The sequence below is a fragment of the Vicinamibacterales bacterium genome (assembly GCA_036012125.1).
Lineage (GTDB): Bacteria > Acidobacteriota > Vicinamibacteria > Vicinamibacterales > UBA823 > UBA11600.
In genome coordinates this window covers 1-12,216 of record DASCOS010000007.1, presented here as the reverse complement: position 1 = coordinate 12,216, position 12,216 = coordinate 1, and the positions used below count along the sequence as shown (strand labels likewise).

At 54.9% G+C, this 12,216-nt stretch carries 9 protein-coding genes; 5 read left to right on the top strand and 4 right to left on the bottom strand.

Going from position 1 to position 12,216, the window contains the following annotated elements:
• Positions 1–53 precede the first annotated feature (53 nt).
• The gene (locus QGH09_02895) at positions 54–779 is read left to right on the top strand and encodes a carboxypeptidase regulatory-like domain-containing protein (protein ID HJO17134.1); all 726 of its coding nucleotides are present in this window, start codon (positions 54–56) and stop codon (positions 777–779) included.
• A gap of 1 nt (position 780) precedes the next feature.
• On the top strand, positions 781–1,881 hold the full coding sequence (locus tag QGH09_02890) for a VIT1/CCC1 transporter family protein (protein ID HJO17133.1): 1,101 nt from the start codon (positions 781–783) through the stop codon (positions 1,879–1,881).
• 12 nt (positions 1,882–1,893) lie between these two features.
• On the opposite strand, the gene QGH09_02885 is transcribed toward QGH09_02890, so the two are convergent.
• The 3 genes from QGH09_02885 to QGH09_02875 form a co-directional block, all read right to left on the bottom strand.
• Positions 1,894–2,916, bottom strand: coding sequence for an ATP-grasp domain-containing protein (locus tag QGH09_02885; GenBank protein ID HJO17132.1), 1,023 nt, complete (start codon positions 2,914–2,916; stop codon positions 1,894–1,896).
• 90 nt (positions 2,917–3,006) lie between these two features.
• Positions 3,007–4,914 carry a TRAP transporter fused permease subunit gene (locus QGH09_02880; GenBank protein ID HJO17131.1) on the bottom strand — a complete coding sequence of 636 codons (1,908 nt, stop codon included), beginning with the start codon at positions 4,912–4,914 and terminating at the stop codon, positions 3,007–3,009.
• A 41-nt stretch (positions 4,915–4,955) separates the two neighbouring features.
• On the bottom strand, positions 4,956–5,945 hold the full coding sequence (locus QGH09_02875) for a TAXI family TRAP transporter solute-binding subunit (protein HJO17130.1): 990 nt from the start codon (positions 5,943–5,945) through the stop codon (positions 4,956–4,958).
• Positions 5,946–6,146: 201 nt separating this feature from the next.
• On the opposite strand from QGH09_02875, the gene QGH09_02870 reads away from it, so the two are divergent.
• Entirely contained in the window at positions 6,147–7,490 is a 1,344-nt protein-coding gene (locus tag QGH09_02870) for a Gfo/Idh/MocA family oxidoreductase (GenBank protein ID HJO17129.1), read from the top strand.
• 156 nt (positions 7,491–7,646) lie between these two features.
• Here QGH09_02870 and QGH09_02865 read toward each other — a convergent pair whose 3' ends face one another.
• Positions 7,647–9,761 carry a S9 family peptidase gene (locus QGH09_02865; GenBank protein HJO17128.1) on the bottom strand — a complete coding sequence of 705 codons (2,115 nt, stop codon included), beginning with the start codon at positions 9,759–9,761 and terminating at the stop codon, positions 7,647–7,649.
• Positions 9,762–9,891: 130 nt separating this feature from the next.
• Between QGH09_02865 and QGH09_02860 the strand changes: the two genes are divergently transcribed.
• Entirely contained in the window at positions 9,892–10,863 is a 972-nt protein-coding gene (locus QGH09_02860) for a nitrilase-related carbon-nitrogen hydrolase (GenBank protein ID HJO17127.1), read from the top strand.
• A 49-nt stretch (positions 10,864–10,912) separates the two neighbouring features.
• Positions 10,913–12,216: penicillin acylase family protein (locus tag QGH09_02855; GenBank protein HJO17126.1), on the top strand; the 1,304-nt coding region annotated here is incomplete at its 3' end.

The following is a 12,216-nucleotide window of genomic DNA, read 5'->3' as shown; positions in this document are numbered from 1 at the left end:
ATTCCTATCGTTAATCGACATCGTCAACACGTCCAGTGGGTGGGGTACTTTTTATGGGAGTATCGAGATCCAGTTCGTGCTGCGCCCTGACGGCCGCGGTGTGTGGTGCTGCCCTTCTAAGCATCGGCTCAGCTCGGCTACTGAGCGCTCAAGACGGTGTCATTACCGGGCGGGTGACCACCATGGTGCCGGGCTCAACCGAACCGCTCGTGGTGACAACTAACGTTGGTGTTTGCGGTCAGACCGTTCCTGATGAATCGATTCTCGTTGATGCAACGGGCGGACTGGCAAATGCCGTTGTTACGGTCGAAGGGCTCGCCGCTAGGCCTGAAACTCTACCGATCCTCGTGTCGAACGACGGATGCCGTTTTCAGCCTCGCGTGCAGGTTTCACATCCCGGTGGGGAAATAGAGCTGACCAGCGCGGACGATGTACTCCACACGAGTCATGCCTACGCCGAAGACGGCCGCTCGCTCTTTAATGTAGCGATTCCGATCCCTGGGCTTACGATCACTCGCCAGTTAACGGCTCGCGGCTTAGTTCGGCTCGTTTGCGACACCCACACTTGGATGCGTGGATTCGTGATGGCATCGCTCGACCGCGCGGTCGTCTCAGCCGAGACCGGGTCTTTCCGCATTGAAGGCGTGTCACCAGGCACCTATAAATTGTGGGTTTGGCACGAAAAACTCCAGAGTACGACCCACACCGTCTCTGTGACTGCAGGCGGAGTCACGGAAGTTCTTATCGAAATAAAACTGCCTGGGAAAGTTAAGTCGTAACGTGACAGCAGACCCGAGCTGGGTTGAACATTATTGTGACGAGCGGGATGCGGCGTTTCTCTACCGTGCCCTTGCCGCCGTCGAGCCCGACGAGTCACGCCGGACATTGTTTGATCGGCTCGCCAAAGTCGAAGACCGACACGTCCAGCGCTGGGAGGCTTTGTTCGCCGAACATGCGCAACCGATTCCACAGTATCGACTCTCCTGGCGAGCGCGGATGCTCGCGTGGATGGCCCGGCGGTTTGGGGCAGACATGGTCTTGCCGCTACTTCTGGCCGAGGAAGGGCGCGAAGTTACTGCTTATCTTAGGCTGGCCCACGGGGCTGGGGACTCACCGGTACACGATGCAGCGTTCGAGATTGCGACCGAGTCGGCCGAGCATGCGCGAGAACTATCCGGCTTACTGGGAAGGGAGGGCGAGCCGTGGCACGCTGGTGGAGGCGGTGGGTATCTCCGAAGTGTTGTTTACGGATTTAACGATGGGCTGACCGCGAATTTCGGTCTTGTTGCTGGCGTGATCGGTGCGGGCGTTAGCCCGACCGTGGTGATTATCACCGGTATTGCTGGCTCCATTGCGGATGCACTCTCGATGGGCGCGAGTGGTTACCTGGCTGCCAAGAGTGCGGCTGAGGTCCATGCTCACCAGATTGAGATGGAGCGCCACGAACTGCAATTAATGCCTGAAGTTGAAGAGGAAGAGCTCGCACTTATCTATGAGGTAAAGGGGTTTACAGCTGAAAAGGCTAAGGAAACTGCCAAGATCATGATGCGCGACCCGGTCAAGGCACTTGAAGTCAAGGTTCGCGAGGAATTGGAGTTAACCGAGGCTGAACTCACCCCGGCGATCGACGGTTGGGTGACTGGCAGTGCCACGGCAGTGGGCGCCTTGATACCAATAGCACCATTTCTCTTACTGGACGCTGATGCCGCTATCTGGGTGTCATTGTTCGTCAGTATGTCGGCACACTTTGCGATCGGTGCTGCGAGAAGTCTTTTCACGGGTCGCAGTGTTTGGGCGAGTGGACGGGATATGTTTGTTGTAGGTTTCGGTGTTGCTGCGGTGGGTTATCTCATCGGTGAGGCTATCACACGTATCTTGTGACCCGCGTGTGGATCAGCCTTTGTGCTCTGGCTGCCAGTGTAACCCTACGTTCATAATGCGCTGTAACAGTGTTTCGTAGGACAGGCCTGCATGTTCTGCCGACTCTGCAAAGTCCTCGCCGAACGCTATTTGGGGGTTAGGGTTGGCTTCTAGGACGTAGGCACGTTCGTCTTTCGCCAGCCGTAGGTCGATTCGTGCGTAACCACTTAGTTCCAGTGTGCGATAGACGCGGCGGCAGATGCGGTAGATGCGCGTTGTCACCTCCTCCGAAAGTCTCCTTGCGGCGCCAGCCTGAATTCCATGCTTCCGTTGGTATTTGTGGCTCCACTTGACTCGTTCAGTTGCGATCCGGTGCTGGTCGTTGGGCATCTTGGTGAATTTCAGTTCCCATACGGGAAAACACTGCAATCGATGGTTACCCATGATCCCGACATAGAGTTCGCGTCCCTCAACGAACTGTTCAATGATTGCATCGGTGGCGAGGCTCTGGTGGATGAACTGTACCCGGTCGACAAGTTTGACATCGTCGTGAACAACCGAAGCTTGCGAGATACCTAATGAGGCGTCTTGCGTTAGGGACTTCACGATAAGGGGGAACCCCATTCGCTTAGGGCGCCTGACCGACCGACCCATCCGACATACGGCAAAATCAGGCACCGGAATCCGGTGATACGCGAGAAGTTTTTTCGAAAGTGCTTTATCGCGTGAGAGTAGAAGGCCCCTCGGATTACAGCCCGTGTAGGGCATCCGCAGTAGTTCTAGGTAGGCCACGAGATTCTGATCGAATGACCCAACTTCGTGAAAAGCCTCGAGTAGGTTGAAGGCGATGTGAGGATTGCCTTCAGCGATCGCCTGTCGGATACCAGTCAACTCATCTTTTACACCGAGTTGTTGGACGTCATGACCCAAGTCAGCCAATGTTGACAACACGTCGTACTCAGTTTTCCATGACACCGTTGCGAGATCGTGTCCGGAGGTATCTTTTGGCGGCACCATGTAGTCGTGCATCAATGCCAGAACGCGTAACTTTCTCATGACGCTAATGTGTGTCGTGCCTTGTGTAGAGACTTCATTGTGAAGGTGACGACGATACTATCGAAAATATTAAGCTAAGAGTGAACAGTTTTAGTTTGTTGTTCTGTTTTGGCAACGTGTGAGATGCATCGCGACCGCAAGTGCGACCACCAGAACACCAACGATGTCAGTTGCTGGACCAGGGTAGAAAAGCAAGAGGCCACCGCTGGTTGCGAGTACACGTTCGGTCCAATTGGTCTCGATCAGTAGCCAACCGCCTAGCCCCATTGCGAGTGCCGCAATGCCTGTCATGGTCGTCAGCGTTGTTCGAACCACGTCTGGCCATGGTGCTTGAAGCAGAATGCCTAGGCCCTCTGGGTTCAAGGTGAAGGTGAATGGCACGAGGAACGCTGGGAGGGTGTACTTCCAGGTCAGCATCATCGTACGGAATGGGTTACCACCTGTGATTGCTGCCGCCGCGAATGGCGATAGAGCTGTCGGCGGACTCACCTCGGAGAGCACCGCATAATAGAAGATGAACATGTGGGCAGCTACCTCAGGCACTCCGACGAGAGTTAGCGCCGGAGCAACCATGACAGCTGCGATGATGTAAGAAGCTGTAACAGGTACCGCAAGACCGAGTATCCAGACCGCGAGTGCTGCGTATGCCACGGTAAAGAACACGCTGCCGCTGGCTAGCGCGACGATGATGCCAGCAATCTTTAAACCCAAGCCAGTCAACGTAACAATGCCAACGATGATACCGGCGGTGGCCGTGGTTGCGGCGACCGCGAGGACACCCCGTCCGCCCGATTCGAGCGCGGCTATGAACCGAGTTGGTTTGAGAGCGTATTCAGTTCGGAGAAAACTGAGTACCACGGCGACTGCTATTGCCGAGAATACTGCTCGAAATGGAGTCATACCATTTACCAGCAGCACGACGATGACGATCAATGACACAAAGTGATATCCGGATTGGTAGGTAAGCGTTCTGAGTGTGGGAAGGTCGGTGTCAACCGCACGTGTGCCCATTCGTCGTGAATCTGCCTCAATCATCAGCAGGATGGAGAAGTAGTAGAGCAGGGCTGGTATGGAAGCCATCATGATGACCTGTAGATACGAGATGTTCAGAAATTCAGCGATCAAAAAAGCTGCTGCGCCCAACGTCGGCGGTGCCATGATTGCACCAATGCCAGATGCTGACAGGATTCCTGCACCAGCCTCAGGTGGGTAGCCAGCACGTCGTAGGAGTGGCCAGGCAACGGCGCCTAACGTGACCGTTGTCGCCACACCACTGCCAGATACAGTTCCAAGTAAGAACCCTGATAGCACAACCGTCCGACCAGGGCCACTACTGGAGCGTCCCATGGCAGCCATTGCCCAATTGATGAAGAACTGTCCTGCCCCGGAATAACGCAAGATGGCGCCGTAGATCGTAAACAACACGATATAGGTTGCCGCAACGTCAAGTGGTACACCGAAGATCCCCTCGAGCGTCATATACAGTGTGCCGACGAGTCGATCGAGTGGGTATCCCCGATGGGCGATAAGGTCCAATCCGACAAAACCGAGCAGTGGACCTAGGTAACCGTAGGCTAAGAACACGATTGCCGTTACCGGTAAGATCCATCCTACGGTTCGGCGGGTCGCTTCAAGTACTAGAATGATTGTGATGGTCCCTAGTCCAACGTCGATCACGTTAGGCGTAGCGGCTCGATAAACGAACTGCTCAAAGTCGATAACAGGCCAGGCCAATGCCACGACGCTAGCACCGAGGAGCATCCAGTCGACCGCAGTAACCTGGCTGCGCGATTCTCGCGAGATTGGATAAAGGAGGAATGTTAGCAAGAGCACTGCCAGTAAGAAGGTGATGCGATAGATTTGTGGCTGGACGATGCCGATCACCCAGTACAAGGCGTAGGCAGAGAGCCCAACGGCTATGGTGACAGCCAGTTGACCGGGCACGCCACGCAACACGCGCGTCGACGACTCGGATTTAGGATCGATAGTGGTTATCACAACGGATTGCTACCGTGTGGGTTCCGGGATTGGATATTCACTTAGGGTTCGTCAGTGTTCACCCAGACTTGTTGCTCTTCGTAATAGCGAATGGCACCTTCGTGAAACATCGTGGGTGAGCCGACTACAGCTGTATCCAGTGTGAGGTTCTCGGCTTCCGCATGGATTGCCACTAGTTCCGCCTGATGTTCGAAGAGTATGCGCGTGATCTCATAGGCTAAGGTAGTGGGCATCGATTCGTGAACGGCGAGGACGTTAGCGACTCCCACAGCTGGCACGTCCACTTCTAAATCAGGGTAGACCGACCGTGGTAGAACCATCTCGTGGTATACCGTGTCGCCATACTGCGCTTGCAAAACCGGCAGCACCTCATCGCTCGGCAATAGGCGGATCGTCATGCCAGGCGTCGTCGCCAGATCGAGAACGGCACCTGTTGGAAGCCCGCCGCTCCAGAAAAAAGCGTCAATCTTGCCATCCTTGATCGCATTCACGGACTGCGACGCACCGAGACTTTGCCGCGTGATGTCAATGTCAGGGTCGATACCTGCGGCCTGGAGTACGCGGAATGCGATGATCTCGGTACCACTGCCTGGCGCACCGGTGGATATGACGTGACCATTCAGGTCGCTGATCCGCTCAATGTTGGTATCAACTAGTGTAACGATATGCGTGTAGTTGGGGTACAGCACTGCGAGTGATCGTGCTGGGACACGACCGAAGTCGGTAAACACACCTCGACCCGCTACGGCATCACTTAGAGAATCAGCGAGCGCGAACGCTATGTCGGCATCACGCTCACTTAAAAACTTCAGATTATCGACCGTACCCGCGGTTACCTCCGCCGTGGCCTCAACGTTATCGAGGTTGTCGCTAATCACCTTGGCGATCCCGCCACCGTACGGATAGTACACGCCACCGGTACCGCCGGTCGCCACTGAAAGCCAGGTCGTTTTATCAGCTTGTTGGGTCAGTTCTTGCAGGTTGCAACCGAGCGTGGTGATTGTGGCGAGGATGGCTGCGTACAAGCTCATTCGCATTCTGAACCGTATGCCATGGAGCCGTTTCTGTCTGGTTAATCTCCTCACAGCGGTTCCATTCTACATGCTGTCTATCCTATGACTCCACGGCCCGGACGACTCGACATCCTATCCCTTGATTCTCGCCTGCGGTAGCATAGTTCTAACTTGGCCGGGTAAGGTATTGCTTGGTCAGCGAACTTGAAGGGAAGACTAATGACGACTCAGTTTGATCGTCGCGCGTTCGTTAGATTGGGAGCGGCTGGACTCGGGACTGTAGTTGGCACCGTGAGTGCCTCCAAAGCGCAATCCCAAGATCCCGCACCTTCGTCATCGTTGGTTGTTCCCCCGATCGAGGAAGTCCGAGTGGGCTTCGTAGGCGTTGGACTGCAAGGGTCCTCGCATTGCCGGAACCTCCTTAGGATTGAGGGCGTTCGGCTCGTTGCGGTGTGCGACATCGTCGAGTCGAAAGTTTCTCGGGTGCAGGAGTGGGTTGTCCAAGCGGATCAGCCGAGGCCGCGTGGATACGTGCGTGGGGAGCGGGACTTTGAACGGATGTGTCAGGAAGAGGAACTGGACTTGGTTTTCACGGCAACTCCGTGGCGTTGGCACGTACCGGTGTGTGTTGCTGCGATGACGAACGGTAAGCACGCTGCCACAGAGGTGCCCGCGGCAGTCACACTCGATGAGTGTTGGCAGCTCGTGGAAACAGCCGAGCGCACCAAGAAGCACTGCGTGATGATGGAGAACGTGAACTACGGGCGTGCTGAGATGATGGTATTTAACATGGTGCGTCAAGGCGTGTTCGGTGAAATTATGCACGGCGAGTGCGGCTACTTGCATGATCTTCGTGAAGTAAAGTTCGAAAACGCACACGAGGGCCTCTGGCGGCGTGCGCATTCGGTCTCCAGAAACGGTAACCTCTATCCGACGCATGGACTCGGGCCAGTTGCTAATTGTATGGATATCAACCGAGGAGACCAGTTTGACTATCTTGTTTCAATGAGCAGTAACTCTCGGGGCCTTCAACAATATGCTGAGGCGCACTTTCCACCCGATGCACTGGAACGACGTGAGCGATACACGCTTGGTGACGTGAACGTGAGCCTGATTCACACGGTTAATGGCAGAACTATCTTTCTCAGTCACGACACGAATCTTCCCCGACCTTATAGCCGAATTAACCTCGTGCAGGGTACCAAGGGTCTCTTCCAAGGTTATCCTGACCGGGTTTACATCGAGGGTCGAAATGCTCAGCACCAGTGGGAGACGGCCGACGCCTACTACGCCGACTACGAGCATCCGCTTTGGCAGGATATTGGTGGTCGCTCTCGCGGTGCTGGTCACGGTGGAATGGATTTTTTAGAAGACTACCGGTTGATCAAGTGTCTGCGCGAGGGTCTACCGACCGACATGAACGTGTATGATGCTGCCGCTCTGAGCGCAGTGTCCGAATTGTCGGAGTTGTCTGTAGCCGACGGGAGTCGTCCGAAAACGTTTCCTGACTTTACCCGTGGACAGTGGAAGAATTATCCGCCCCTAGCAATCGTACGTGCGTAGTCGTAAATAAGTGAGCCTGCTCCCTCTGCCCTGTGGATAATGTGTTCCGGTGTTGGTCTATCGGTTTCGGCCCTAGGGATCAGCGAGTCACAACATTTGGTATAGAGAACTTCAACGTATGAGCGCTAGGGGCACCAGTGGTCTCGAGATTTCGTGCTATTGCGCTGTCGTAGCCGTTGTCTGATCAATGAGCCAATGGACGAACCAACTGCGGAGTCGTTCCAGCCTGTCTACCAATAGCCATGGTTCACCGTTTCGGGATAAACCGTGCGATGAGCGCGGGTAACGCACCAACTCTACCGGCACCTGACGCTTCTTGAGTGCGATGAACCACTGTTCTCCATCAGCGATTGGAGTCCGGTAATCGTTTTCGGAGTGAATAATGAGTGTTGGTGCAGTTACGTTTTCGACGTAGGAGATGGGTGAGAGCCGGCGGTAGAGTTCACGCTCCTCCCACGGTGCTCCAAAGAATTCATATTCTGTTAGTCCCTGTGCGTCTGAGGCTCCATACCAGCTTTCCCAGTTTGTGATCGAACGGCTCGTCACTGCTGCAGCGAAGCGGTCAGTTGTTGCGGTAAGCCAATTCGTCATGAAGCCTCCATAGCTTCCACCGGAGACGCCGATACGATTTGGGTCAATATCGGGATATTTCATCAACGTGGCATCAACGCCTCTCAGATAATCCTCAGAGTCGACTTCACCCCAAGCACCGCGAGTCGCGTAGGTGAATGTATGGCCATAACCAGTCGACCCACGTGGATTCGTGTAGAGCACAAAGAAACCCGCGTTTGACAAGACGTGGAAGGTGCGGAAGAACGTATGACCATATGCGCCATGCGGTCCGCCGTGAATCTTGAGGACCATTGGGTACTGTTGACCGACTTGGTAACCAACTGGTTTAATCACCCATCCTTCGATCTCACTACCGTCATCGACGAACCACGACAACTGTTCAGCTGGCATCAAATCGACGTCGGCGAGCCAGGCGTCGTTGAATGATGTGAGCCGCTGTTCAGCGGTACCATCACCTCGCGCAGAAAAAACCTCGGTGGGTGAATCAGCATCGGTCGCGGTATAAACCATCACCTGGCCATCATTAGCAGTTGACACACTCTGCACTCGGCGGGAACCAGTTGTGACCTGGCGTATTAACCCGCCTTGGGTCGTCACTTCAAAAATGTGCGTTGACCCTCCAGTCGAGGCAGAGAATCGCACCGTTCCTTCCGGTGTCCACGTGGGTGCACTCGGTGTCAGGTTCCATTCATTGGTAAGCGTTCGTGGTGTGCCAGTAAAGCGCCCCCTCGAATTGAGGCGGACGAGCTTTAGGTCAGTTTCCTCTCCGCGACCAGGTGTTGAGAGATAGGCGAGAAGGGTTCCATCACTCGAAATGGCAACGGACCTTTCTGCTCCAGGATTCGATGTCAGACGGTGCGGTTCGCCGCCTTCGCGACTAATCAGGTAGATATCAGTCGTCAGGTCACGAGCGTATTCGTCATCTTCTGACTCGTCACCGGTAAAGTACAAGAGTGAACTGTCAGGAGACCAGACGATACTACCAACGTTGAAATCGAGTGTCGTCAACTGCATAGGCTGGCCACCAGTGGCTGCGACAAGGAACAATTGAGACTTTTCGTCGACAGACGGATGGGGTTGCAGCGCAAGCCGTCCGTCGCGCTTGTATCGCATCGAGGTAACGACACGTCCATCGAACCTCGTGGCATCGAGGGTATGCGTGATCGCATTTGGGGCAATCCAGCCGCGTCGTTCGTTTGGGTCTGCGGCACTTGCTGAGTCGACCGGAGCCGGTTCCTTTATGTAGGCAATCCATTCTCCGTCAGGAGACCAAACGGGTGCGCTGTCGACGCCGTCAATGTGGTAAACCTCACCGCCCGGCGAGGTCACGCGTGCAAACCATGTTGTGTTGGTATCTTCACCACGTCGGGACTGCATTGATAAAGTACGGCCGTCTGGTGACCACCGTGGGTCAGATGACTCCTCAGTCGGATCGGTGAAGCGAAACGGCTCACCATCTGGTGCACCGCCGCGTAACTGTTGCATCCAAATCTCACGATGTCGCTCATTCTCGCCCTCAACGATGGTCATGACGGTGAAGGCCACGAGATCGCCAGCAGGTGAGATGACGGTCTGACTAACATTGATTTCCTTGTAGTAGTCAGTTGGCAGCAGTCCACTACGCTGGGCGTGAGCATCAGGTGACCACACTGCTAGGGTCCAAAGGCCAAAGAAGAACGTGATTGCTGTGCAGCGCATAGGGTTCCTCCGATGGACAGCGCTTGGCTACCCAAACGGGTCTAGTATGACTGATCTAGTCTGGCGGATACCAACGTACAATACACCGGTCTTTCAGTGAGATATTAAACAGACGATATGAGGTGTCACCATGTCCCGTGTTGCTGTTGTGCAAGCCGCGCCTGTTGTATTCAATCGTGATCGGACCCTCGAAATCGTCGCTGACTGGACCAGAGAGGCTGCCGCCGATGGTGCAAAACTCGTCCTGTTTCCCGAAGCGTTTGTTTCTGCATATCCGAAAGGTCTCGATTTTGGGGCGAGAGTCGGCATGCGGACGGCAGCAGGCCGCGATGATTACCTACGTTATTGGGACAGTGCGGTGGACGTTCCGGGACCATCGGTTGATCGGCTCGGTGCGATTGCAAAGAAGCACAGTGTCCACCTCGTTATTGGCGTCATAGAGCGTTCGGCCGGTACGATGTACTGCACGGTGCTGTTCTTCGACCCAGAGGGTCAGTTATTGGGGAAGCATCGGAAGTTGATGCCCACTGGGGCTGAGCGTTTAGTATGGGGTTTTGGTGATGGGTCGACGATGCCAGTGTTTGAGACAGCACTGGGCCGACTCGGCGCGGTGATCTGCTGGGAAAATTACATGCCCTCCATGCGGCTCTACATGTACTCCAAGGGGATCCAGATCTACTGTGCGCCCACTGCCGATGATCGTGAGACTTGGGTATCAAGTATGCGACACATCGCGATGGAGGGGCGGTGCTTTGTTCTGTCGGCGAACCAGTACACGAAGCGGAAAGATTTTCCGGACGATTACGATACTGTGCAGGGAAATGATCCGGAGACCGTCGTCTCGCGCGGCGGTAGTTGTATTGTCGACCCATTTGGGCAGTTACTAGCAGGCCCACATTACGAAGGGCCGTCCTTGCTTATTGCTGATTTAGATTCTAGAGACCTTGCTCGTGCCAAGTATGACTTTGACGTGGTCGGGCACTACGCACGTCCAGATGTCTTCAGGTTAGAGGTCAATGAACGGCCTACTACGGTCGTGGCCGCCAGTGGAGAGTTTCCACCGAATCCGGATGCGAAGCAGCCAAGCGATGTTTCAGATTGAGCGTCGAAGACTTGATGTTGTGGGCGAGCGTGTTTGAGAGGAGTCACTTATGAGGACGATTTATTTGTTAATGGTCGTCTCGGTATTCGGAGGCACCGGATCGGCGGGTTTCCCTGGTGATGCTGAGGCGCAAACAGAAACACTGCGACTCACTGGTCTAAACGAACCTGTCGAGATCATTAAGGATCGTTGGGGCATTGCACATATTTATGCCAAAACCGAAACCGATTTGTTTTTTGCACAGGGTTTCAACGCCGCACGCGACCGGTTGTTTCAATTCGAGTTGTGGCGCCGTAAAGCAACAGGAACCACGGCAGAGATTTTGGGCCGTCGGGCGCTTCCCAGCGACATTGGTTCTCGGCTCCATCGGTTCCGAGGCAATCTTGCGCAAGAACTGAACCACTATCATCCTCGCGGGGAGACAATCATCAACGCTTTTGTACGCGGCATCAACGCTTATGTTGACCTGACCGTACGGCAACCAGAATTGTTGCCACTTGAATTTCGCTTACTTGGAATAACTCCTGGCCGATGGACGCCGGAAGTAGTGATTTCGCGGCATCAGGGTCTTTTAGCCAATGTGACTGGGGAGTTGGCCTACGGTCAGGCGGTTGCCCGTGTTGGTTCGGAGCAGGTTCGTGAGCTGTCCTGGTTCCGCCCGGGCAATCCAGAATTGGCACTAGACCCCATCATCGATGGTTCTCTTCTATCCGAAGAAATTCTCGACATCTATCGGGCTTTTAAACGGCCAATACGATTTGAGCCAGACGACGTGACACAAGCAGTTCGTGCCGACCGAGCGTCGTTTGAGCGTCTGGCTGCTGCGATGCCTACGGAAATCGCCCTAGCAGCCGAGCAGGAAACGATCGGGAGTAATAACTGGGTCGTTGGCGGCGGTCGCACTCTAAGTGGGTTTCCCTTTATGGCTAACGACCCGCATCGTGTGCAGCAAGCCCCGTCACTTAGATATTGGGTCCACCTTGTCGGGCCGGGTTGGAACGTCATCGGTGGTGGTGAGCCGGTGTTGCCCGGGGTGTCGATCGGACATAACGAGTACGGCGCATGGGGCCTAACGGTGTTTGGCCAGGACAGTGAGGACCTCTATGTTTACGAAACGAATCCTGACAACCCTTCTGAGTACCGATATCACGACCGGTGGGAGCGAATGCGGGTCATCGAAGAGCAAGTTTCTGTAAAAGGGGAGTCACCGGTAACCGTCCGATTAAAGTACACACGACACGGACCAGTACAGTATGAAGATACTGAAAACCGAAAAGCCTATGCTCTTCGAGCCGCGTGGCTCGACATCGGTTCGGCGCCGTATCTGGCGAGTCTCCGTATGGACCAGGCGCG

Bases quoted from the DNA above. Each gene is read 5' to 3' on its own strand.
- QGH09_02895 (HJO17134.1), top strand. From the start codon at position 54: ATGGGAGTATCGAGATCCAGTTCGTGCTGCGCCCTGACGGCCGCGGTG.
- QGH09_02885 (HJO17132.1), bottom strand. From the start codon at position 2,916: ATGAGAAAGTTACGCGTTCTGGCATTGATGCACGACTACATGGTGCCG.
- QGH09_02875 (HJO17130.1), bottom strand. From the start codon at position 5,945: ATGAGCTTGTACGCAGCCATCCTCGCCACAATCACCACGCTCGGTTGC.
- QGH09_02870 (HJO17129.1), top strand. From the start codon at position 6,147: ATGACGACTCAGTTTGATCGTCGCGCGTTCGTTAGATTGGGAGCGGCT.
- QGH09_02865 (HJO17128.1), bottom strand. From the start codon at position 9,761: ATGCGCTGCACAGCAATCACGTTCTTCTTTGGCCTTTGGACCCTAGCA.
- QGH09_02860 (HJO17127.1), top strand. From the start codon at position 9,892: ATGTCCCGTGTTGCTGTTGTGCAAGCCGCGCCTGTTGTATTCAATCGT.